Annotated in this window: 22 protein-coding genes; 20 read left to right on the plus strand and 2 right to left on the minus strand. The window is 44.9% G+C overall.

Annotated elements, in window-relative coordinates:
• Positions 1-2 precede the first annotated feature (2 nt).
• From HNQ56_RS00915 to HNQ56_RS00940, 6 genes are all read left to right on the plus strand, one after another.
• Entirely contained in the window at positions 3-1,151 is a 1,149-nt protein-coding gene (locus HNQ56_RS00915) for a helix-turn-helix domain-containing protein (protein WP_429141840.1), read from the plus strand.
• Between the two features lie 600 nt (positions 1,152-1,751).
• Entirely contained in the window at positions 1,752-2,174 is a 423-nt protein-coding gene (locus HNQ56_RS00920) for a helix-turn-helix transcriptional regulator (protein WP_429141842.1), read from the plus strand.
• A gap of 75 nt (positions 2,175-2,249) precedes the next feature.
• Positions 2,250-2,396 carry a hypothetical protein gene (locus HNQ56_RS00925; RefSeq protein ID WP_429141844.1) on the plus strand — a complete coding sequence of 49 codons (147 nt, stop codon included), beginning with the start codon at positions 2,250-2,252 and terminating at the stop codon, positions 2,394-2,396.
• A 193-nt stretch (positions 2,397-2,589) separates the two neighbouring features.
• Positions 2,590-3,384, plus strand: coding sequence for a transglutaminase-like domain-containing protein (locus HNQ56_RS00930; protein WP_429141846.1), 795 nt, complete (start codon positions 2,590-2,592; stop codon positions 3,382-3,384).
• A gap of 212 nt (positions 3,385-3,596) precedes the next feature.
• A complete protein-coding gene (locus tag HNQ56_RS00935; protein ID WP_429141847.1) occupies positions 3,597-3,941 on the plus strand; it encodes a DUF6054 family protein in 345 nt (114 codons plus the stop codon).
• A gap of 214 nt (positions 3,942-4,155) precedes the next feature.
• Positions 4,156-5,175 (plus strand): uroporphyrinogen decarboxylase family protein, encoded by a 1,020-nt coding sequence (locus HNQ56_RS00940; RefSeq protein ID WP_429141849.1) that lies wholly within the window; start codon positions 4,156-4,158, stop codon positions 5,173-5,175.
• Between the two features lie 37 nt (positions 5,176-5,212).
• Here the strand turns inward: HNQ56_RS00940 and HNQ56_RS00945 are convergent, their stop codons facing one another.
• Positions 5,213-6,469, minus strand: coding sequence for a PocR ligand-binding domain-containing protein (locus HNQ56_RS00945; protein WP_429141851.1), 1,257 nt, complete (start codon positions 6,467-6,469; stop codon positions 5,213-5,215).
• 267 nt (positions 6,470-6,736) lie between these two features.
• On the opposite strand from HNQ56_RS00945, the gene HNQ56_RS00950 reads away from it, so the two are divergent.
• From HNQ56_RS00950 to HNQ56_RS01000, 11 genes are all read left to right on the plus strand, one after another.
• Positions 6,737-7,387, plus strand: a complete 651-nt coding sequence (locus HNQ56_RS00950) for a corrinoid protein (RefSeq protein ID WP_429141853.1) — start codon at positions 6,737-6,739, stop codon at positions 7,385-7,387.
• A gap of 64 nt (positions 7,388-7,451) precedes the next feature.
• Entirely contained in the window at positions 7,452-9,662 is a 2,211-nt protein-coding gene (locus tag HNQ56_RS00955; protein ID WP_429141855.1) for an ASKHA domain-containing protein, read from the plus strand.
• Between the two features lie 237 nt (positions 9,663-9,899).
• Complete coding sequence (locus HNQ56_RS00960; RefSeq protein WP_429141857.1) at positions 9,900-10,412, plus strand: RNA polymerase sigma factor; 513 nt, start codon at positions 9,900-9,902, stop codon at positions 10,410-10,412.
• On the plus strand, positions 10,399-11,502 hold the full coding sequence (locus HNQ56_RS00965) for a hypothetical protein (protein ID WP_429141859.1): 1,104 nt from the start codon (positions 10,399-10,401) through the stop codon (positions 11,500-11,502). Before HNQ56_RS00960 ends, HNQ56_RS00965 begins: the two co-directional genes overlap by 14 nt.
• 87 nt (positions 11,503-11,589) lie before the next feature.
• The gene (locus HNQ56_RS00970) at positions 11,590-12,252 is read left to right on the plus strand and encodes a redox-sensing transcriptional repressor Rex (RefSeq protein WP_429141861.1); all 663 of its coding nucleotides are present in this window, start codon (positions 11,590-11,592) and stop codon (positions 12,250-12,252) included.
• A 56-nt stretch (positions 12,253-12,308) separates the two neighbouring features.
• A complete protein-coding gene (locus HNQ56_RS00975) occupies positions 12,309-13,247 on the plus strand; it encodes a LysR family transcriptional regulator (RefSeq protein ID WP_429141863.1) in 939 nt (312 codons plus the stop codon).
• Between the two features lie 580 nt (positions 13,248-13,827).
• Positions 13,828-14,472 carry a redox-sensing transcriptional repressor Rex gene (locus HNQ56_RS00980; RefSeq protein WP_429141865.1) on the plus strand — a complete coding sequence of 215 codons (645 nt, stop codon included), beginning with the start codon at positions 13,828-13,830 and terminating at the stop codon, positions 14,470-14,472.
• Positions 14,473-14,511: 39 nt separating this feature from the next.
• Positions 14,512-14,994, plus strand: a complete 483-nt coding sequence (locus HNQ56_RS00985) for an NADH-quinone oxidoreductase subunit NuoE family protein (protein ID WP_429141867.1) — start codon at positions 14,512-14,514, stop codon at positions 14,992-14,994.
• Positions 14,988-16,859 carry an NADH-quinone oxidoreductase subunit NuoF gene (gene nuoF / locus HNQ56_RS00990; protein ID WP_429141869.1) on the plus strand — a complete coding sequence of 624 codons (1,872 nt, stop codon included), beginning with the start codon at positions 14,988-14,990 and terminating at the stop codon, positions 16,857-16,859. Before HNQ56_RS00985 ends, nuoF begins: the two co-directional genes overlap by 7 nt.
• Before the next feature lie 73 nt (positions 16,860-16,932).
• Positions 16,933-18,642: a [FeFe] hydrogenase, group A gene (locus HNQ56_RS00995; protein WP_429141871.1), complete on the plus strand. Its 1,710-nt coding sequence runs from the start codon at positions 16,933-16,935 to the stop codon at positions 18,640-18,642.
• 1 nt (position 18,643) lies between these two features.
• Positions 18,644-18,898, plus strand: a complete 255-nt coding sequence (locus HNQ56_RS01000) for a (2Fe-2S) ferredoxin domain-containing protein (RefSeq protein WP_429141872.1) — start codon at positions 18,644-18,646, stop codon at positions 18,896-18,898.
• A 93-nt stretch (positions 18,899-18,991) separates the two neighbouring features.
• Here HNQ56_RS01000 and HNQ56_RS01005 read toward each other — a convergent pair whose 3' ends face one another.
• Positions 18,992-20,671 carry a glycoside hydrolase family 2 protein gene (locus HNQ56_RS01005; protein WP_429141874.1) on the minus strand — a complete coding sequence of 560 codons (1,680 nt, stop codon included), beginning with the start codon at positions 20,669-20,671 and terminating at the stop codon, positions 18,992-18,994.
• A 169-nt stretch (positions 20,672-20,840) separates the two neighbouring features.
• On the opposite strand from HNQ56_RS01005, the gene HNQ56_RS01010 reads away from it, so the two are divergent.
• From HNQ56_RS01010 to HNQ56_RS01020, 3 genes are all read left to right on the plus strand, one after another.
• On the plus strand, positions 20,841-21,617 hold the full coding sequence (locus tag HNQ56_RS01010) for an AraC family transcriptional regulator (RefSeq protein ID WP_429141876.1): 777 nt from the start codon (positions 20,841-20,843) through the stop codon (positions 21,615-21,617).
• Between the two features lie 226 nt (positions 21,618-21,843).
• Entirely contained in the window at positions 21,844-23,277 is a 1,434-nt protein-coding gene (locus HNQ56_RS01015) for a 5-bromo-4-chloroindolyl phosphate hydrolysis family protein (protein WP_429141878.1), read from the plus strand.
• A gap of 39 nt (positions 23,278-23,316) precedes the next feature.
• Entirely contained in the window at positions 23,317-24,453 is a 1,137-nt protein-coding gene (locus HNQ56_RS01020; RefSeq protein WP_429141880.1) for a toxic anion resistance protein, read from the plus strand.
• Positions 24,454-24,652: the final 199 nt, after the last annotated feature.

Here is a 24,652-nt window from a genome sequence, read left to right on the forward strand (position 1 = left end):
CTATGTATAGATTAGAATCTTCTTTTAATGGGGCAAGATTAAAATCTGCGAGGCAATATAATGAAATGACTATAGGTGAGGTGGCCGAAGGCATCGGATTAACTAATCAGGCTATATCACAATTTGAAAATAATAAAGCTGTTCCAAAGACGGAGAATATATTTAGTCTTTGTAATTTATTGGGCTTTCCAAGAGAGTATTTTTATGAAGAGGATATACTAAATAAATCAACTAATTATACTTATTTCAGATCATTATTGTCGACCTCAAAAAAGAGTCAAAATGCTCAAATTGAAAAAGTAAAGCTGCTTGCTAAAATATATGAAGCAATTGAACGATATATCAATTTTCCTGAATTCAAGTCAGAGTATAGTGGGTTAATAAACCCTGAAGAAATGGCTGAATTCGTAAGACAGGAGTGGAAACTTGGAAATGGTCCTATATATAATATAATCGATACAATGGAAAAGAATGGAGTCATTATTTCTTCCACTTTTGAAAAATCTAACAATATTGATGCTTACAGTCGTGTTGAAGTTATTAATAAACAGATGGTTCCAATCATTATTCTGGGACATGAGAGGACTGCGTTTAGGCAACAGTTTAATGCAGCACATGAATTAGGTCATGTTCTTACTGATGGATTCTTTGATATTGAAGAGTTTTCAAAATTAGAATATAAAAATATGGAGCAACTGATGAATGAATTTGCAGGTGCACTTTTAATTCCAAGAGAAATGTATTTAAAAGATTTATTGTCTAAAGGTAGGACAGACTTTATGTTTTATGTGGAATTAAAAAGGAAATATAGAGTATCTGCTGCTGCACTTGTTGTAAGAGCACACCAACTGGGGGCAATAACTGTGAATCAATATCAATATCTAATGAAGCAGAGAGGTCAGAAAGGTTTTATTAAAGAGGAGCCATATGATAAAGATACTCCAGTAACTCGTCCAAGATATCTGAAACATGCAATGAAGTTAATCATAGAAAATAAAGGAATATCTGGAGATACATTTATGGAAACTTTGTCTTCACTAAATTTAACTCTACACAAAGAGATGGTTGAAAAGTTGCTAGGCTTAGAGGATGGGTATCTTGGTAGATACAATAAGGCTGCTGATATTATTCTATCATATAATAATACATGAGGATATATTAGTTATAAAAATGGAGTGAGACTTTTTGTTAAGAAGGACTGGAAACAGTCCTTTTTTCTGACTCAATTTTCTGACTCAACTCGGTATTTATCAGATGAAATCAGATAAAAATAGAGAAAGGTCATATTCTTAAAAAAGCCTTCATCCATGGGAAGGATAAAGGCTGATAAAACTAGATAAAAGAACACTTCTGAATGTTTTGTTTTACGTGTGGAAGGTCTCGAACACACGGTTTATGAAACATAAGAGAAAGAGTTTTTGCTTCTCTTGTGTTTTGCCCATAAGGACCTTGTTTTTAGGGCGTTTATGACTGTTTTAGTATATCATGAAAAATGGAGTTGTCAAGCTTTGAGTCAACTTTGACTCAAGTTTTAGAAAAGACGATTTCTTTTCTATGATAGGAAACCATATAGTAATTTTGAAATCAGCAGGACTTTCATCAAAGGGTTCCCATAATTCGATGGAAGCCAATCCGGGGTTAAAGTCATGATCAATGGACCACCCAAACCACATTTCCAATTAACTTGATAAAATTCATCGAGAAATAAGCAACATAAAGTGCTACAATCTATCTGGAGGTGAGAAGGCAAGATGCCAACGGATCAGAGCATGCTAAGAGTATTGGAATTTATTGAAGATAATATAGCGGGTGATATAAGCCTATATGATATCTCAGCTGCGGCAGGATTTTCAGTACCGCATTTTTATCGGCTGTTTAGGAGATTGACCGGAGATACCGTTGGCGCATATATTCTAAGAAGAAAATTATCTATCGCTGCAAGAGATATAATTAATACCAATAAGACAATAGCCTGTATTGCGTACGAATATGGGTTTGAATCTCATGATGTATTCACGCGCGCTTTCTCAAGGATATACGGAATGTCTCCCAAAAAATATAAAGAAAGTGGCGGAGCACCGCCGCTTAAAAGGCAGTCCCTATTAGCGAAAGAGCGAGGAGAGAATATTCGTCAGATGAATTTCTGTATTCTGCGCTCAAAGGATTTGAAGTGATAGGAATGGAATGTACCGCTGCAAAATGGGATGCTGACGGTACAATAGGCAGGTTGTGGAGCGATTTTCTCACACGTGCCGGATGCTTATGCAGGCACGATTGGTTATGCAAAAAGCCTGGGATATGAAATAGAGGATTATGATAATATTGAGGTTTATGAAGAAGTGTTTAAAGATCCGGCTTTTCATAGCTTTCAATTATTGATTCCGGTGAAAGCATAATGTAGTCTTAGATAAATAAAATGGAAGTTGAAAGAAATAGAATATAGAAAGGAAGGGGGACCGGATCCATGCCAGCATTTTCATGGCGGTTTGTGCGGTAAAGGCATGGACATAAAAATATGAACGAGGTATTAAAATATTATAGCTTGCCGGATAACATTACCTGTCTTGATAAATATAAGGGGTTTACTGAATGGTTGACGGCAGATCCAAGTGCAATTTACCAGGTGGTATGGAGGATTTATTGGATAAAGCGCTGGAGCTTGATCCTGGCAATCTCGCGATTCCGCGTCATCCGCGTAACCGTGTAATCGCCTGCTGCCGGGAATTTGCCACCTTAATGTGCGCATTGCTAAGAGCAAAAGGCATTCCGGCAAGAAGTAGGTGCGGGTTTGCAGTATATTTTGGATGGGATGGTCAATATGAAGATCATTGGGTATGTGAATATTGGAATGGAGAAAGATGGGTAATGGCAGATCCTCAACTTGATCCGTTTCAGCAAAGCTCAGTAATCAGCTGGGCTCTCAATCAGACACAGGTTAATAGTGGATTATTGCAGCGTATTCATGAATTTAATCCTCGCGACCTTAAGGAGAATGAATTTGTTACCGCAGGACAGGCGTGGATACTATGCAGGGGAGGCGCTGCTGACCCGAAGAGCTTTGGAATAGGCTGCCCGATCAGACCGGAGTGGGGAATTGATTCACTGCATGGCCTTTGGTTTGTGAGAGGTCAGTTACTCCGTGATTTCGCAGCGTTAAATAAGGTTGAAACTGTTCCGTATCTGGTGCGGATATGTAAAGGGTCAGATTGGAAAGGCTGGCGTTTGGTTGGGATAAAGGATCAGGAACTGACCGACGGGGATTTGCAATTACTGGATGAAATTGCCGGACTTACCCTTCAGGTTGATACGAATCATCATGAAATATGCAAGTTATATACAGAAATTATGGATTTAAAAGTACCTGCCGAGATTCTTGTGAGATAGAAATTGTTTACGGGCTATTTTTATCATAAGGCTTCGGTAGTGCATTGATATAAGAATATCATTGCAGCCTTATTTAATCCAAGTCAATAAAATTGACATTTTCCTGTTATCATGAGAATATTGTAGCATAAGTAAGAAAAAATGTTGATAATATATGGTAATTAACGGATTTCTTGACTTAAATCTTAGTTGGGAAAGGAAGGATTCAAATTATGGCTAAATATGAACAAAGATTAAAGGGGAACTTTAATGAGTTTTTGAATTGGATACACAGAGATATTACCCAGGGCAGTTCTTCCGTAAGCTATGAGGATGGCAGCGATATTGACTTGGCGAATTCACGCGTAGCTGTCCGGGTTTATGAACGGTATAGTATAGCTGGAGGAAATCGTGTAAGTATGAATATAACCATTACAGGAACCGGAGAGGATTTATTTATAAGTGCCATCACCTCAGGAGGCAGCCAGGCAGTATTTTTTAAGATGAATACCATCGGGGAAGAGACATTCCTGGGATTATGCACGAAGTCAGTAGGGAATTATATGCGAAATCGGTAGATATATTAATGATCATGCCCTTGCCGGAGCATCCGCTTCGACGAGGGCTTTTTAATAATATGCCGGAAAGCCGTTAATGCAAGACATGTCTGGTGTCAGGCACCACACCCAAAAGCAAAAATTAATTACAAAATGCTAATAAAAATACAAACAAACCCGTTAAAAAAATTGTAAGCTGACATTATCAATTAAATATAGACGGGAGATATTATCTATGAACATGAAACAATGGGTAGAAACAGTGATAAATGCAACAGAAAAAAAGGCAATACCGGTACTTTCATTTCCATGTATTTCATTAATGGAAATTACGGTCAATGATTTGATTAATGACAGTGATCTTCAAGCCAAAGGCATGAAGCTGGTAGCGGATAAGGTTCCCACCGGAGCGTCGGTAAGTATGATGGATTTGTCGGTGGAGGCGGAGGCATTTGGTTCAACAATCCGCTTTTCTGACGATGAGGTTCCAACGGTTATCGGCAAGATTGTGGATGATGAGGACGCGGCGGATGCCCTGGAGGTGCCTGAGGTTGGTGCCGGACGTACGGGAAAATATATTGAAGCAATCGAAAAGGTATGCCGCATGATTACGGACAGACCTGTATTGGCGGGAATTATCGGCCCGTTTTCCCTGGCCGGGAGGTTGATGGATGTGTCGGAAGCGATGATTAACTGCTACGAAGAACCGGATATGGTTCATACGGTTATGAAAAAGACAGCACAATTCCTTACGGAATATGCAAAAGCATATAAAGCGGTTGGTGCCAATGGCATTGTTATGGCAGAACCTCTTACGGGGTTGCTTTCTCCGGATTTAGCAAGGGAATTCTCCGCACCCTATGTAAAGGAAATTATTGATGCCGTGCAGGATGAAAACTTTGCCGTAATCTATCATAATTGCGGCAATAACGTAATTCGCATGGTAGATTCCATTATCGGGGTCGGTGCCTATGGATATCATTTTGGCAACTCCATTACAATGAGTGATATAATTGATAAAATACCTTCTGATGCTCTGGTAATGGGAAATGTCGATCCTGCCGGACAATTGAGAAACGGTACACCGGCTTCGATTAAAGCAGAGACCAAAAGGATAATGGAGGCCTGCTGCTCTAATCCGAATTTTGTGATTTCTTCAGGCTGTGATATCCCGCCGGCCAGCAGTTGGGAGAATATTGAGGCATTTTTTGAAGCCGTCGGAGAATTTTACCTGGAGAAGAAAAAGGCACAGTAAAGACCATCAACGTATGAAAAAGCGGTCACCCAGACTCCTATCCCCGGTACTGCTTGGGAGTGATGCCGGTATATTTTTTAAATACCTTAGAAAAATAGCTCTGGTCTTCAAAGCCGGTGGAAATGGCGATGCTGACCAGAGGGAAGTCCGTGTGGGCCAGCAGGCGTTTACTTTCTTCCACCCGTACCATATTCAGATATTCCTTGAAGGAGGAGCCGCAGGCCTCTTTAAAGGAAGAGGAGAAATAGGAAGGATTTAAATGCACATAACTAGCCACCTTCTCCAAAGTAATCGGTTCAGCAAAATGTTCCGAAATATATTTCATGGCTTTGCGGACAGAATCATTGTGTTTGGCCGGCAGCCGGGTAAACATGCATTCAACATAAGCATCCAATGATTCCATCAGCATATAGCAGAGATCATCAATACTTTTAACTTTTTCTATGTTTTTTATAAAATCATTATTTATTTTCAAGATTTGATTGGTGCCCGCACCGCCGTCTATGGCAGATCGGGAGAGCAGGGAGCAAAGCTCCATAGCTCGGATTTTGATTACATCCAGACCATTGCCCTGGGAGAAGAAGACATAGCCCAGGAGATCGTTAAGAATCGCTGCGGCGGAGTGTTTATCACCGGATTTTACCTTGGCCAGCAGTAATTTTTCTTTCTCATAGGGATAGGTGCTTTTTTCTACCAAGCCCATGGTTTTATACATCTGGATCGATTCATTGATCTTTGACTGCTGATGAACCTTTTTACTATTAATAATCAGTTCCTGCTTTGCGTCAGAAACAAAGCTGGAGAACAGGTAGTAAAGCAGGCGGCTGATCTGGGTAACCATAGCAGGAGGAATCACGGGAAGGCGGTTGGCGTCTTCATATAAATCCAGAAGGGCGCCGGTTGAAAGGGCTGGATAGCGGCGCGACAATTCCATGATCAATTCGGAATCCGGTTCGGTCATTAAAAAAGGGCCGACCAGAACAGAGCCAAACAAGGTCTCACGGTTGATAAGGGGAAAGACAATGTGGTTTAAATTACAGTGGCAGGAAAAAATATAGGTTTCCCCCAACTCCATGGCCTTTTTTCCTGCATTGGCATGAACCAGACGGCAAGTATCGGAAGGCGGTAAATAGGGGGTAACATAATTGCAGAAGGCAGAAGGCTCGCCTTCAGAGAGAAGCATATTACCCCGCTCGTCCAGGATTTGAATCGGTAACTCCATACAAACCGAAAAGGAGACGAGGACTTCGCGCAACTTTTCTTTTTCTACGATGGTATAAATATAGGATTTCATAAAATCACCTTTTTATAATAGTTAAGTTATATCCCCTTTATTATATCATGAACATAAACCATGTTCATGATCTTGCTGCTCCAATCGGAAATTGCAAGCAAGCTTGCATTTCCTCATTCCGCTTTTATTATATCACAAAATCATAAAAGGAACAAAAAAAATTACATAAATCTAAAATTATTACAATTACCTAGAGAAATTTTTGAGTATACTATTTATATTGCAGGAACATATAAAGTGAAAATACTATGAACAGGAGGATAGATGATGGAGATCATACAGGAAATTTCAGAGCTATTACAAAAGGGCAAGGCAAAACAGGTGAAAGTTCTGGTACAGCAAGCCGTAGATGAAGGGATTGATCCCAAGAAAATTCTGAATGAGGCTTTGTTGAGCGGTATGATGATTGTTGGAGCCAAGTTCAAAAATAACGAGGTTTTTGTACCGGAGGTTTTAGTAGCGGCAAGGGCAATGAATGCAGGAATCACCATTTTGGAACCGAAGCTGATAGAGGTTGGAAATGAACCGGTGGGGAAAGCAGTCATCGGCACTGTTAAAGGAGACCTGCACGATATCGGCAAAAATCTGGTGACCATGATGCTCAAGGGCGCTGGTTTTGAGGTTTGTGATATTGGCGTAGATGTAGAGGCGGAGGCCTTTATTAGTAAAGCGGAAGAGATCAGTGCAGATATCATCTGCATGTCAGCGCTGCTTACTACTACAATGCCTAATATGAAGGATGTGATCACCGCATTAGAAGAAAAAGGACTGAGAGAAAAATACATTATCATGGTAGGCGGCGCGCCGGTGAATGAAAGCTTTGCAAATCAGATCGGTGCTGATTACTACACTGCGGATGCTGCAAGCTGTGCGGAGGTTGCCAAGAAAGCGGTTATTGAGCGCAAGAAAATTGCTTAAGTAAATGGATTGATGAGGATGGGTGTTATGCTTTGGTATGGCACCCATTTTTGAAAGGAATATTATGAAGATTGAGCATGAAAAAGTCTCGATTGACCGCAATATGGTCTTTCATATGATTGATTGTAAGGCGGACAGTCCCGTTTATGATGATATGATAGAAGCATATCAGGAACTGTTACCGGAGGTGCTAAGACTGGTAGAAGGAAGGACGGTATTCGGCATCGGAGAAATTAAGGAAGAGGATGCAACCAAGGAATATCCGGCCGGAACCAAAGTTCTGTATGTGATCTCTACTGTGGGAGCAGAATTAAGTCATCTGGGGACCAGAATGTTCCAGCGGGGCGATTATGTCAAGGGGATGCTGGCTGATGCCATGGCGGATCTATGTCTCTTCGATTTGGAGGAACAGTGGCAGGAGCACCTCAGAGTGTACTGCGCAGAAAAAAAGGTGGGCATAGAAAAGCGATTGACAGCACCCCATGATCTGCCGATGTCGATACAAAAAACCGCATATGAAAGCTTAAATGCCGAAATCGAATTGAATATGCATATTACTTCCGGGTTCATGTATGATCCGGTTAAGTCTGTTTGTCATGTTCTGATCCTCTCGGAAGATCCGTTGGTATTTCAGGCTCAGCATGATTGCCGGAAGTGTCCCCAGCATAGTTGTAAGGCCAGAAAGATATCGGCAGTTAAAATTAAAGTAAGAACTGAGGCCGGAGAAACCGTAATTTACTGCGAAGAAACAGAAAATATTTTAAGAGCCTGCCTGCGTCAGGGTTTTGATGTAAGCGCGGTGTGCGGTGGAAACGGAACCTGCGGAAAATGTAAGATCCGGTTAGTTTCAGGAGAGTTAAAGATTATGCCGGAGGACCGCCTGGCTTTTCGTGAAAAGGAAATGGAGCAGGGCTGGCGTTTAGCCTGCCGTGCATATCCTCAAGAGGAATGTACCATAGAAGCGCACTTTACTGATGCATCGGATTTTTCGGCGGTGGAGCACTTTGGCCGTGAAGGAAAAATAATAGCATCCCATACCAAAAAAGAAGGACCTGCTATCATAGCACATGCAGGAATTGCCATAGATATAGGAACCACGACCATTGCTGCCCAGCTTATCAATTTGGAAAATGGCGAGATTCAGGCTTCCGAATCCTCAATGAATCATCAGCGCAGCTACGGTGCGGATGTAATATCCCGGATCGGGGCATCGAACCGGGGAGAGGGGGAGGCCCTGCAAAAGCTGCTTCGTACCGATTTGGAACAGTTGATCTGTCAATCACTTAAACATTCCGGCTGTGCGGGAACTGCAGTGGAACAATTGATATTGGCAGGAAATACTACCATAGGGCATTTGCTGATGGGTTACTCTTGCAAGACATTGGGTGTGTTTCCTTTTCGGCCGGTCAACATTGATCTTATCGAAGATTCCTGTAAGAATATCATAGGCACAGAAACCATATCCTGCCGGACCAGAATATTTCCTGGAATATCTACGTTTGTAGGAGGGGATATCATTGCCGGATTATATGCCTGCGGATTTGAAAACAGTCAGGAAATAGATTTGCTGGTGGACCTTGGAACCAATGGCGAGATGGCCATAGGGAATAATAAGAGGCTGCTGGTCACCTCAACCGCAGCAGGTCCCGCTTTCGAGGGCGGGAATATATCCTGCGGGACAGGAAGTATACCGGGGGCAATTTGTCATGTTTGCATAGAGGAAGAACATAGGGTAAGCTTTGAGACAATTCATGGGCAACCGCCGACAGGAATCTGCGGAACCGGCGTCATAGAGCTTGTGGCAGAGCTGCTGAGGCATGATCTGATGGATGAGACCGGTTTATTGGCAGAGGAATATTTTAAGAATGGATTTTTACTGACAACGAATACCGAAGGGAAGGAAATCAGATTTACCCAGAGTGATATCAGAGAGTTTCAGCTGGCCAAATCAGCAATTCGGGCTGGTGTTGAGATACTGATTAAGCGATATGGTATAACCGGAAAATCAATTGGTCACGTTTATCTGGCGGGAGGGTTTGGTTTTAAGATGAACCGGGAAGCCGCTGTTGCCGTTGGTCTGTTTCCGGAAGAACTGAAGGAAAAAATCATTCCGGTGGGAAACAGCTCCTTAGCCGGAGCGGTCAAGGCATTGGGAGAGAGTATGTGGGTAGAACATGTCCATGGGCTGATCGATATTGCCGATGAGGTAACCTTATCTAACGACCCGGATTTTAATGATTTATATATAGAATATATGTTGTTTGGAGAAGCTTAAAGTCCTCAATGGAGGAATGTTACGAATCCGTTTTAATTATTAATTTATGATATGCCCTGTCGGAGCATCCGCTTTGACAAGGGCTTTTTCTTATACAATTGTAGGCTGTCTTCTATCTTGCACGCGATATGACTTACGATAAAATTATAAAAACACCTCAAACATTTTACTTTATTTAAATGTTATATTAATGATAATATTTATTTTGGGGGTGGGATTTTGCTAAGCGGTGAAGATATGGATGGATTGATGATACAGATCTCAAAAAAGGATATGGACGCCTTACAGGAATTCTATATGGAAATGAATAAGGCCGTATATGGATTAGCATATGTCATTACGAAATCACCTTATGATGCGGAAGATATTATGCAAAGTACATTTATTAAAATTTGGGATAAAGCGTATCAATATCGTCCTAGTACAAATGCAAAAGCATGGACTATGAAAATAGCGCGCAATCTGGCTTTGACAAAGCTTAAGGATAGCAAACGTTTTGTAGAACTCAATACGGAGCTTCCATCGGAAGATGCTTTTATGAAAACAATTCACCTGCAGGAGCTTAACACGCTGTTATCTGCACTGAAAAAGGACGAACGTGAAATAGTAATACTTTATTCTGCAGGCTTTTCTCACAAGGAAATATCCGACATCGTAAAAAAACCTTATTCTACCGTACGCTGGAAGTATAGTAACGCAATTAACAAGCTAACCGTGTTAGAAAGAGAGGGAAATTATGAACGAGCTTAATATCTTGTCAAAAATAAATGATATCTTAGTAAAAAGTACACCCGATCATTTTCCAATAATCAAAGAAATAATCCTGAAGGAGGAAAATAAGAAAAGGAATATTTCCAAATGGGTGTTATCAAAATGGTTCCGGGTTGTGGCTGTCACCTGTCTGATTTTTATTATAGGAGGAAGTGTTACGGTGGCAGCAGATAAGCTAATAGGCAAGGATTTCTTTCACCTGTTTTATTTGGGAGAAAATTCACAAAATACAGATGATCAGGTATATATGGGATATGACCAATATAAAGAGATTAGTTCAAGTACATTTGGTCTTGTAGTTGATACGGATGAAATAGCAATTGAGGTACTCGGCGCTGTTTCCACCGGTAATGCGGCAACAGTGATATTGAGGGTAACAGCAAAGCAATTGGATTCTGTTTTGATTAATAATGGTATTCTCCCTCAGGGTAATTATTGTTTTAATGATCAAACAGGCGGAAGCTTATTTGATGACTTTCAGGATGCAAGCTATCGTTATTACTATTCGATTGAAGACGAGGAACTGCAGCCCAATCAATTTAACATTTTATATACAGTAATTAAAAATGAAGTGATTACGGGTAAACAGTATACAATAGAGTTGAATAAATTCGGCTACTTTTCTAAGAGTGGATTTAATATCTTATATTATGGAAAATGGGGTGTCTCCATTAACTTTGATACGCAGGCAGATTATACGAAAACAATTTATTTAGACAAAGAAATAGTAGTTGATAATAAATATGTCACAATAAAACAAATGGGTATCACACCATTTTCCTGCAGTATTGATATCCAGGGAAGAATACCGGAGGAGGCAGATTTTAGAAGCCTATTAAACAAACTGGATAAACTGAATGATGAATTAAAAATAAGCTTTAATAAAAACATCCTGCTTGACAACAATTCTTTTACCCACTGCGCTCAAGGGGGCAGAGCAGATGAGTATGGTAATATTAATCAGGAAGGTATGGTGTACTATCATTTGGCTATTATGTTTAACAAGCCGATTTTAGTAGATAATGTTGACACAATATACTTTAATAATGAAATATATGATATCAAATAGTGACGAAAAATGAGGGTATAAGATTGACAGAGGGCAATATCAGTACTATAATATCGATAGAACAATACTGATAAACGAGGTATGAGTATGTACGAATATAAAAAAAGTGCTATCACCGCACAAGCTCTGCACAGAATGCCGTACTATATCCAACAATTGAGACTGCTGAAGGATCAGGGGACGGAGACCGTCTCCGCTCCGAAGATCGCAGAGCTCCTCTGCCTGAATGAGGTTCAGGTGCGCAAGGATTTTGCTGCTGTCTATACGGAGAAGGGAAAGCCCAGAACCGGCTTTCCGGTAACGGGGCTGCTTCATCATATGGAGGAGCTGCTGGGATATCATAATGTAGAGGAAGCGGTGGTGGTAGGCACCGGAGCGCTTGCCAGGGCAATCATTGCCAGAGAAGGCTTTCAGAACTGCGGACTGGATATTGTCGCTGTTTTTAACACAGACCCTCAGGGCACACGGACGGAGCTGGATGGTGTCAAGGTGCTGCCCTCGGATAAAATCAGCGATTTATGCCGGCGCATGAAGATACCCATGGGAATTATAACGGTACCGGCCAGCCAGGCCCAGGTAGTATGTGACCAGCTGGTGGCCGGCGGAGTCCTTGCTGTCTGGAACTTCGCCCCCGTCCATTTATCCGTGCCGGAGCATATTCTGGTACGGAATGAAAATCTTGGCGCATCCCTTGCCGTATTATCGAATCATCTGAAAGGGAAGATGCGGGAAGTGAATATTCCGGTTTAAAAACAGACATCATTTCTAATAGGAGTTTTAAGCATAACTGAGAAAGTTGGAAGAATATGAATACACTGCATTTAAAATACGCCATAGAGGTGGAACGGACAAGCTCCATCTCGCAGGCGGCGGAAAATCTTTTTATGGGGCAGCCCAGCCTCAGCAAAGCAATAAAGGAGCTGGAGGATAATCTGGGCTTTACTATCTTTGAGCGCACCTCCAGAGGAGTGACCCCTACTGAGAAGGGAATCAAATTCTTCACCTACGCCAGAAATGTGCTGAATCAGCTGGAGAAAATGGAAGCCCTCTCCGATGCGGCAGATTCGGAGCGGCAGAGCTTCAGCGTGTCCATTCCCCGAGGGAGCTACATCGCAGATGCCATCACCAGCTTTGTGGCCGGGCTGGATCACAGCAGGGGCATGAACCTGAATATTCAGGAGACCAATTCGATCCAGGTGGTCAATAATATCATTGACGGTCCCTTTCACTTAGGCATTATACGCTATCAGACAGAGTATGAGAATTATTTTATTGATTATCTGACAGAGAAACAATTGAAATTTGAACCCATCTGGGAATTTGAATACCTGGTCCTGATGTCGGAGCAGCATCCTCTGGCCAGGAAGGAGAAGCTGGGGAATCAGGAGCTGGAAGCCTATACGGAGATAACACACGGGGACACGGCAATCCCCTATCTGATGCCGGGAGGAAGCGGGAAAGCGGAGCCGCCGGGAGGTGCTTCCAAATGCATCTACGTTTACGAACGCTGCAGCCAGTATGACCTGCTTTCGACGGTTCCAACCACCTACATGTGGGTTTCCCCCATACCGGAGAAATGGCTGGAGCGCTATCGCCTGATACAGCGAAGGAGCAGTGACCGTGGCAAGAGATATAAGGATGTATTGATTTATCCGAAGCAATATCAGTTTACGGAGCTTGACCGGGATTTTGTCAACAAGCTGTACCAGGCCCGGAACGAGGTTTCCTTTCGGGAATATCATTAATGGAAAGAAGCAATTACAACAGAATATTTTTATTAAAACGTATAGCGGAGAATGGCAGCTCCGCTTTTTTTGTACGGATTGAATTCTTATATTAAAAAATCGGTGAGATATATCGATATTGGAATATCGATATTCCTTGATGCGATTAATAAAACGGAAATTGGAGTCCCTGAAAGATGCTGGGGTATCCCCATACGAATGCATTCCAATTCGTAAATTGTCAGATATCCACGGGAAAGTAGAGGAGAGGGAAGAAATATAAACATTATATCGATAATAGAATATCGATATAATGTTTTTGAATTTTACATTATTAAAAAACATTGTTAAAATATAAACAAGTAAATCGCTTTCCAATCATAAACTGTGCAATTGTGTCGCCACACAAACAGATTATTGATTTGAACAGACAGGAGGGATTTCGCGATCAATCCCTCCTGTATAAAAAACTTTTATTTACTTGCTGCTTACATAGAGAAGAAAGTTATGATCTGATGGGGTGCTGTAAAGTATATTCTTTCTATAAAAAAAGACTGTATTTTGCATCACTCCATTTTTGATGAGAGGAGGAGCGGCAGCTATGATATATAAAGGAATATCATCCCAGGCTCTTCGGCGTCTGCCCGTGTACCTTCGTTTGCTGAAGGCGCTTCCGGAAGCGGGGGAAACAGGGGGTGCGAATATCTCGGCGACTATGATTGCCCATGAGCTGAAGCTGAATGATGTTCAGGTAAGAAAGGATCTGGCGCTGGTCAGCCAGGGCGGACGCCCCAGAACCGGATATGAAATCAAAAGGCTGATTGCCGATATCGAACACTGCCTGGGCTATGATAATGCGGACAGTGCGGTCATCGTAGGCGCAGGCAATCTGGGACTTGCCTTGCTGTCCTATGAGGGCTTTGAGGAATACGGTTTGGATATCGTGGCCGCATTTGACCGGAGAGAAAGCAGGCTTGGCTCCGTGAGAAGCGGAAAACAGATATATGCCCTGGAAAAGCTGCCGGGACTTTGTTCCAGGATGAAGATTAACATAGGAATTATTACGGTGGAAGCAGAGGAGGCGCAGAGCACCTGTGATCTGCTGGTCGAAAGCGGTGTGTCGGCGGTCTGGAATTTTGCACCGGTTCATCTTACTGTTCCGGAGCATGTGCTGGTCCAGAATGAAAATCTGGCCGGTTCCCTGGCTGTCTTATCAAAACAGCTTGCTAAAAAGCTTACTATATAAATTAATTTTACTGCCGGAAGGCAGAATGGAGGCAATTATATGAAGGAAACATTTGATTTTACGGTGGTTGATGGCATCATCGATGAAATTGGCTGTGAGCAGAGTGCAATCATTGCCATTCTACAGGGAATTCAGGAGCATTACCGCTATCTTCCCAGAGAGATTTTCCCCTATTTATCCCGGAAAATCGGGATCAGCGAAGCGAGAATCTATAGTACGGCCACCTTTTATGAGAACTTTTCCCTGGAGCCCAAGGGGAAATATGTTATAAAGGTATGCGACGGCACAGCCTGCCACGTAAGAAAATCAATTCCAATTCTGGAGCGTCTGCGGGGGGAACTGGGGCTGAGTGAGAAAAAGGCAACCACCGATGATCTGGGCTTCACCGTTGAAACCGTATCCTGTCTGGGAGCCTGCGGTCTGGCTCCGGTCATTACAGTGAATGACAAGGTACACCCGGCCATGACGCCGGATAAGGTAACACAGCTTTTAAATGACCTGAAGGAGGAAATGACATGCTAAAGACAAGGGAAGATTTAATACAGATCCGGTCCGTCTATATCAGGGCGCTGGAGCGGCAGGCCGAAAAGCTGCTGGTATGTGCGGGAACCGGATGTGTTTCCTCCGGGGCATTGGAGATCTTTGACCGGCTGGAGGAGCTGCTGAAGGAGCATAACATCCCCTGCTCCATCCAGCTTACCCCCGAACCCCATGAGGATTCCGTGGGACTGAAAAAGAGCGGCTGCCACGGCTTCTGTGAGATGGGCCCTCTGATTCGTATCGAGCCCCAGGGATGGCTGTATACCAAGGTGCAGTTATCAGACTGTGAGGAAATCATAGAAAAGACGGTGCTGCAGGGAGAATTCCTGGAACGGCTTGCCTGCCGGAAGGAAGATAAGGTGTATCAGAAGCAGGAGGAGATTCCCTTCTATCAGAAGCAGACCCGCCTGGTGCTGGATCATTGCGGACAGATCGATGCCACCTCCATTACGGAGTATTTCGGTATCGGAGGATATACAGCCTTCGAGAAGGCATTGTTTGATATGGAGGCCGACGGCATCATTCATGAAATCTCAGAATCCAACCTCAGGGGAAGAGGGGGCGGCGGCTTCCCGGCCGGACGCAAATGGTCCCAGGTGAAGAGACAAAGGGAGCCGCAGAAATATGTGGTCTGCAATGGTGACGAGGGAGATCCGGGAGCCTTCATGGACCGGAGCATTATGGAGGGGGACCCCCACAGAATGCTGGAGGGAATGATGATTGCGGGTCTGGCCTGCGGTGCTTCCCAGGGCTACATCTATGTACGTGCGGAATATCCCATGGCAGTCAGCCGGCTGAAAACAGCCATTGCCCAGGCCACGGAATACGGGCTGCTGGGTGAGAATATCCTGGGGACCGGATTTAGCTTCCAGATCCATATCAACCGTGGGGCGGGAGCCTTTGTCTGCGGGGAAGGAAGCGCTTTGACCGCCTCCATCGAGGGAAAGCGGGGCATGCCCAGAGTAAAGCCTCCGAGAACCGTGGAACAGGGTCTGTTTGATAAGCCCACCGTATTGAATAATGTGGAGACCTATGCCAATGTTCCCTTAATCATCATAAACGGTGCCGGCTGGTATAAGGGGATTGGCCCTGAGAACAGCCCCGGCACCAAAGCCTTTGCCCTGACCGGCAACATTGAGAACACCGGCCTGATCGAGGTGCCCATGGGCACCACCCTGGGAGAGATTATCTTCGGAGTCGGGGGCGGCATGAGGGACGGCAAGGACTTCAAGGCAGTTCAGATCGGGGGCCCCTCCGGCGGATGTCTGACCAAGGAGCATCTGGAGCTGCCCCTGGATTTTGACTCCCTGAAGAAGGCAGGGGCCATGATCGGCTCCGGCGGCCTGGTGGTTATGGACGAAGACACCTGTATGGTGGAAGTGGCACGCTTCTTCATGAACTTTACCCAGAACGAATCCTGCGGTAAATGTGTTCCCTGCCGGGAAGGAACCAAGCGGATGCTGGCGATTCTGGAGCGGATCGTGGAAGGAAACGGAGAGGACGGGGACATCGAGCTGCTGCTGGAGCTGGCGGATACCATCTCCTCCACCGCGCTCTGCGGACTGGGAAAATCCGCAGCCTATCCGGTGGTAAGCACCATTAAATATTTCCGGGAGGAATACGAGGCACATATTTACGAAAAGCGCTGTCCTACGGGAAATTGCCAGAAGCTGAAGCAGATTACCATTGATCCGTCCCTGTGCAAGGGCTGCTCCAAATGCTCCAGAAGCTGCCCTGTCGGAGCTATCTCCGGCAAAGTAAAGGAAGCTTTCGTAATTGACAGCGGCAAATGTATCAAATGCGGTGCCTGCATTCCTGCCTGCCCCTTCCATGCAATTGCCGGATAGATAAGACCTGCGGCAGAGAGCCGATTAAGTAACAAATTTGTGCCGAAGCCCGGCAGCGCTGTGTTTCGGCAGAATGGAGAATAGAATGGATAAGAATAATATTATGACAATTGACGGCATACCCGTGGAGATAGGCGATGAGAAGAATCTTCTGGAACTGATCCGCAAAGCAGGAATTAAGATGCCCACCTTCTGTTATCATTCCGAGCTCTCAATCTATGGCGCATGCCGTATGTGCATGATTGAGAACGAATGGGGCGGAATTGACGCCGCCTGCTCCACGATCCCCAAGGCTGGCATGAAAATCAAGACCAACACGGACAGACTGCGCAGATACCGCAAGAATATATTGGAGCTGCTTCTGGCTAACCATTGCAGGGACTGTACCACCTGCAACAACAGCGGAAAATGTAAGCTTCAGGATCTGGCGGTGCGCTTTAACATTACCGGAGTCCGCTTTCCCAACACTGCGGCAGAGCCCAAGCTGGATGATTCCTCGTTGTGTATTACCAGGGATACCAATAAATGCATTCTCTGCGGGGATTGTGTAAGGGTGTGCAATGAGATACAGAAGGTGGGAGCAATTGATTTTGCCCACCGGGGTTCCAACATGACCATCAGTACGGCCTTTGAAATTCCCATTGCTGAATCCCCCTGTGTCGGCTGCGGGCAGTGTGCCGCGGTGTGCCCTACCGGAGCCATTGTGGTGAAAAATGATACACAGAAGGTCTGGAAAGCACTGGATGCCGCAGATACTAAGGTCACCGTACAGATCGCACCGGCGGTACGTGTGGGCCTTGGCAAGAAGATGGGAATGAAGCCCGAAGAAAATGCCATGGGAAAGATTGTTGCCGCACTGCGCCGTATGGGCTTTGACGAGATTTATGACACCAGCACCGGCGCGGATCTGACGGTTTTGGAGGAGACAAGCGAATTCCTTGCACGCCTGCAAAAAGAAAGCAGCCTTCCTCTGTTTACCTCCTGCTGTCCTGCCTGGATTCAATATGCGGAGAAGAATTATCCCGAGCTTCTTCCGGATATTTCAACCTGCCGCTCCCCCATGCAGATGCTGGCATCCGTTGTGAAGGATCAGTCCGGATCATCAGGACGCCGCCATGTCCATGTGGCGGTGATGCCCTGTACCGCCAAAAAATATGAGGCCTCCCGGGAAGAATTTAAGGTAGAGGGTGCTCCCAATGTAGACTATGTGATTACAACCCAGGAATTGATACAGATGATCCGGGAATCAGGTATTTTATTCCATGACCTGGAGCCGGAAGCGGTTGATATGCCCTTCGGTACCATGACCGGAGCCGGTGTGATCTTCGGTGTAAGCGGAGGGGTTACGGAGGCGGTGCTGCGAAGGCTTTCCTCCGACAAATCCAAGAACACCCTTATGTCCATCGCGTACCAGGGAGTCAGAGGGATGAAGGGGGTTAAGGAAACCACGGTTTCCTATGGCGGCAGAGAGCTGCGGATTGCCATTGTCAGCGGCTTGAAGAATGCCAGTGACCTGATTGAACGAATCAAAGCAGGAGAGCATTATGACTTTGTGGAGGTAATGGCGTGTCCCGGAGGATGTGTATGCGGAGCCGGCCAGCCCTTCGCCGAAGTCGATACCAGGGAACGCAGAGGAAAGGGCCTGTATGCCGCGGATAAGCAGTGCAGCATCAAGTTCCCCGAAGAGAATCCGCTGATGATGTCCCTGTACGGCGGGCTGCTGAAGGGCAGAATTCATGAGCTTCTGCATGTGGAGTATTCTCATGGAAAGGAGCATGAATAATATGATGGAAGTAAAAATCTGCATCGGCACCTCCTGTCACCTGAACGGTTCCTATAATGTGATCCAAAGCATCCAGCAGCTGCTGGAGGAATACTCCCTTCATGATATGGTGAAGCTGGAAGCCTATTTCTGTATGAAGCAGTGCCAAAGCAAAGGGGTATCCATAACGATTGACGGAACGAATTACAGAGTGGAGCCGGAGAATGCCAGAACATTCTTCCTGGAGCAGATAAAAAGCTTGAAAAGCGGAAAATAGAGAAAACAACAGAAGGAAGCACAATAGGAGTTACCGCAGGGCAGCAGAAGAACAAAGGAACAATGTCTTCTGCTGCCCTTGCGCGTCACTCCTTTACTGCTGACAGGAATGGAAGATTTCTTTCACCCTGTCATAGGAAAGCTTTTCTCTGCGGTACCGGTCCACGATCCCCTTGTTGTTCTGGCTCTTCGGTCTTGCATGGAACCAGCCCTTGTCCACCCTGCAGTCGGCATACTGCCAGATGATGACGCCGGACAGCTCTTCATCGGACAGGATGGCATTTAACTGTTCCGTTAATATATCCCGCTGATATTCTTCTGTCCATTTCTCTTTGTCATTGCTTCGATAGCCATAGATTGCGCCTGCTCCAATTTCGCTGATCAGTAACGGCTTTCCTGCTCCTTCCGTGCGCCGAATAAAATCCTTGAGCGTTCCCAGGTACTCCTTCGTCGGAGTATCATGATACCATCCGGGGTAGATATTATAGGATACAATATCTACCAGCCCCAGGCACAAATCCGAGCCGATAAACTGGCTAAGGGCTGCATAGGATACCGGACGGCTGGAGTCCAGACTCTTAATCAGCTCAAATTGCTTTGCATAGCAGGACTTTCCAAATTCCGTATTGCTGACGCATTCGTTCAAAATTCCCCAGACATAGATAGAGGGATGGTTGATATGATTTTCAATCATTTCCCGGATACAATCCGCACTTTGCCGGTCAAAGTTCTTGTGCCTCATCTGCTCCTCGCTTAATCCTCTTGCATGAGCTTCCTCCCATACCAGGATTCCATTCTCATCACAGAGATCAAGAAAGCGTTCATCGTTGGGATAGTGGCAGGTACGGACACAATTGGCGCCCAGGGATTTGATTATCTCGATATCGCGGTACATCGCTTCAATGGGAATAGCACAGCCGAATTCCGCATAGTCCTCATGACGGTTTACTCCTTTGATAATAACCTTCTGCCCGCCGAACAGGATGTCCCTTCCTTTGACCTGCACCTCACGGAAGCCTACTCTGTCTATGAGATCATCTATAATATTATTGTTATGCAGGAGTACCGCGTTCATGGTATACAGCTGGGGAGCATCCAGGGTGTATGCAATTGCGGATGGAAATTCAAAAGTGCCTTCAAACAGGGTTTCCGAATTCGGAAGCAGCTCCCTGCTGCCAAAGGAAACCGGGGGCTCTTCCCCTATCTTAATCTGCAAAGCTGCATTTTTTTGCTCCGTGGATAAATTGGATACGGAGGCACGAATGGAGGCATACCATTTGCCATCCTCCTGATAGGGAAGAAAATGAACCTGTTTGATAAACATATCCTCGATTTTTTCTACAACGATGGGGCGGGTAATGCCGCCGTAGGAATAATAATCATTGCTTACATGCAGCGCGGATTCCTCATGAAAGGAATTATCCACCTTGATCTCCAGTAAATGCTCTTTGTAGGGCATGTCCTGCAATAACACGCTGAACTCGGTATAAGCATTATAATGATATGCCACCTGTTTATGATCTACAAAGACATAGGCTGTATGGCTGACCCCCTTAAATACCAGGCGGATATTACCCCCAAAGGTTATTTTTTTGGAATACAATGCCTTCCCCTTGTAGGATGCCAGCCGGGGATTGCTCTCCCAGCAGGCGGGAACCAGCATGTTGAACTTTTCCTGCTTTTCTTCCTCACGATTCAGAAGATAGAAGTCCCAGACAGGATCAAGGGGGATTTCCTTTCGCACATAGTGGGTTTGAAATAATCGCGTATTCATTTTTGCCTCCATTCCGGCGCAATTTTTTTGCGCAAACTTAGATTACAGAGTATTTTCAATTATTAACTGACAAAACATAAGATTGGCTGTCTACAGCATAATAAATTGCAATATTTATATCAATAGTCTATAATAAGAAAAAACTGATTTATTCTAAGGTGGTAATTCGATGTGTAAAATCCTTCGCATGGGGTTCAACTCGACACATGAGAATAGCTTCTGTGTTGACCGTCCCAATGGATATGAGTGGTATCTGCTGCTGCTTGTGAAATCCCCGGCTATTTTTGTTATTAATAAAGAGGAGATCGCCGTACCCGCCAATACCTTGATTATTTATGATAAAGGCTTCCCTCATGAATACAGGGCGAACGGAACAGAGTATAAAAATGATTGGATGCATCTGGAACTGGATGCTTCTTTGTTCCGGCAGTATCAAATTCTGCTGAATACGCCCCTGTATATTTCAAATCATTATTACCTTACGGATCTGATCCAAAAGATGGCAAGCGAATTTTATTCTAATAACCCTTACAAAGAACGTACGATAGAGTATCTGCTGCATATTTTTTTCATAAAAGCAGGAGAGCAGATGATAAAAGGTAATTTTCATTCCTGCCATACCCGGATTTATGAAGAATTAATCAAGCTTCGAAGTGAGATATACAGCAATCCTCAAAAGAATTGGTCCATACCGTTAATGGCCCGTCAGCTTCATATCAGCTGCGGTTATTTACACAATATCTATAAAGAAACATTTTATATTTCCTGTATGTCGGAGGTGATCGAAAGCCGCATCACTTATGCGAAACAGCTTTTGGCTGAATCTGATCTGCCCGTTGGAGAGATTGCGATGCTGTGCGGATATCATAATGAAGTGCATTTCATGAGACAGTTTAAGAAATTAATCAGCCTCACTCCATCGGAATACCGGAAGTTAAACCGTTAAAATTCCTTTTTATGCAGGGACTGGAAGAAATTCAGAGAAAATTATTATAAATCAATTAATTTTTAACAATCAAATTGTCAATTCCATTTCCTTACGATATAATAAAGAAGTAGTTTAATTTTTTTTAATCAAAATGAGTCGGACTCTGGCTGCTTTGGGGACTGGCAGGGGGACAGGGTATACGTTGCCAGCAACGCATATATATATTAGCAATGGAGGATTTGACATGAGTCAAAAGAATTTTTCAAATCTGGGGGATGAGATTAGGGACATCGTACAAAATGCGGTGAGTACCATGGATTTTCATCATATTAACCGGGATATTGAGCATACGGTCCGGTCTGCGTTAAGTGAGATACGGGGCTCCCTGGGCATCAATAAACCCGGAACGGATAAAAAGGAACAAAAAGGTCCGGAAGGCGGGGAAGCCGGAAACGACAAGAACCGCTGGAATAGTCAGAATGGCGGCAACAGCCGGACAAGCTGGCAGCAGAACCCGGTGGACTGGAGGCAGGCCTTCACCAGCAGAAGGGAATATCGCCAGAATGGAAGAGATTACAGAACTGCTGCTAAGCCGAATTCTGCGCAGTTCGGGAACAATGCCGTGGTTCCGAAGCAGAAGAGCGGGTTAGTTCCCTATGTTGAGGTGGGAAGAGTATCCGGGATTTTGCTTACCGTATTTGGAGGTATCGGAACCGGCGTCTTCGGGATCTCGGTTCTGGTATTAATGATTTTGGCTTTTACTTTACCTGGCCTTGGTTTCCTGGCAACGATTGCTTTAGGGCTGTCGGCATTGCTGGTGCCCAGCTTGCTCATGATGGCAAAGGGCGGGAAAAACCGGAAAAGACTAAAGCGGTTCCGCAGATATTTAAAGATTATCGGAGGGCGCGGTTACTGTACCTTGAATGAACTTGCCCAGAGCACAGGCTGGAGCAAAAGATTTGTATTAAAGGATGTTCGCAGAATGATATCCATAGGAATGTTCTCCGAGGGACGGATTGACGAACAGCAGACCTGCGTGATTCTCAACAGGGAGAGCTATCAGCAATACCTGGAGACAATGAGGGGTGCCAGAACACGTGAGATTGAACAGGGAGCAAGAGGCGGTAGCAGAGGTGCAGGCGGATCCCAACAGACAGCCGGAGGTTCTGCGGCGGCTTCTTCTCCGGAGAATGAAGTGTTGAAGAAGGCGCTGGAGAACGGAAGAGACTGTATCCGGCAGATGAAAGAAGCCAACGAGGAGATTCCGGGAGAAGAGATATCCAGGAAGCTCTATCACCTGGAGCTGGTTACAGGAAGAATTTTTGATTATGTGGAGTCTCATCCGCCCCAGCTTCCGGAGATTCAGAAGTTCATGGAATACTATCTTCCTACCACACTAAAGCTGGTAAATGCCTATCGGGAATTTGACCGGCAGCCGGTTCAGGGAGATAATATCACCACGGCGAAGAAAGAGATAGAGACCACGCTGGATACCATTAATCATGCCTTTGAGACCTTGCTGGACAGTCTTTACGGGGATGCGGCCATGGATGTATCCACGGATATATCCGTATTGGAAACAATGCTTGCCCAGGAGGGGCTGACACCGGGGGAGCTGAAAGCAAAGAAGATGAATTGGCAGGAAGATTCACTGGTTCTGGATAACGACAAGCGGTAAACTGCTTGCTATGATAATAAATGATGGAGGGATAAAGCGATGAATAATGAAGTACCTACCCTTACCTTTGAGCCTTTTGACGAAGAGACGGGCGAAGCGCAGATCATACTGCAGGAGGAAAAGGCTGTCCCCAAGGCAGAGATGATGGATGAAGCTAATCTCTCGCCGGAAGAGAAAAGGATGGTGGAGGATTTTGCAGAGAAGATTGATCTGGGGAAATCCAACCTGATTCTTCAATACGGTGTGGGAGCCCAGAAGAAAATAGCGGATTTCTCCGAAACCGCGCTGTCCAATGTAAAAACGAAGGACCTGGGGGAGATCGGCGAGATGCTGTCGGGTGTCGTAATGGAACTGAAGAGCTTTGAATCCGAAGAGGAGGAGAAGGGCTTCCTTGGCTTTTTCAAAAAGACCTCCAATAAGCTGGCTACCATGAGAACCAAATACGATAAGGCGGAGAATAATATCAATCGGATCTGCCAGGCTCTTGAGGCACATCAGATCCAGTTATTAAAAGATGTGGCTCTGATGGATAAGATGTATGAATTGAACAAGACTTATTTTAAGGAATTATCCATGTATATATTGGCTGGTAAGAAGAAGCTGGCGAAGGTTCAGGAGGAGGATCTGCCGAAGCTGGTGGCGCAGTCCCAGCGGAGCGGACTCCCGGAGGATGCCCAGGCGGTCAATGACCTTATGGCTGTGATCAACCGCTTTGAGAAGAAGATCCATGATCTTGAGCTGACCAGAATGGTTTCCATCCAGATGGCACCCCAGATTCGTCTGGTTCAGGGCAATGATACCATCATGGCGGAGAAGATCCAATCCACCATTGTGAATACGATTCCTCTTTGGAAGAGCCAGATGGTACTGGCGCTGGGAGTGGCCCATTCCACCCAGGCGGCCAGGGCTCAGCGGGAAGTAACGGATATGACCAACGAGCTGCTGAGGAAGAATGCGGAGACCCTGAAGCTGGCAACCATTGAGACGGCAAAGGAATCCGAGCGGGGGGTAGTTGACATTGAGACCCTGCGCATCACCAACCAGTCCTTGATCTCAACTCTGGATGAGGTGCTGAGAATTCAGACGGAAGGCCGTCAGAAGAGAAAGGAAGCGGAAGTGGAGCTGCAGCGTATAGAGGGAGAATTGAAGAACAAATTGCTGACCCTCAGCAAATAGGCGGCAGGCCTTTTATAATAAATCCGTATGCGGCAGGAACAAGGTAGATCCGAAGCTGCATACGGATTATTTATATCTTGCAATTCCATATCTTGCATACCCTAAAACGCTGTGTTATGATTTATGTACGGAGCACGACGGATATAAGCCTGCAGCATTGGTGCACAGAGAAGAACCTTAAGGCAATGGCGGAGAAGAC

It is taken from the genome of Anaerotaenia torta, from assembly GCF_050433395.1.
Taxonomy (GTDB): domain Bacteria; phylum Bacillota; class Clostridia; order Lachnospirales; family Lachnospiraceae; genus Mobilitalea; species Mobilitalea torta.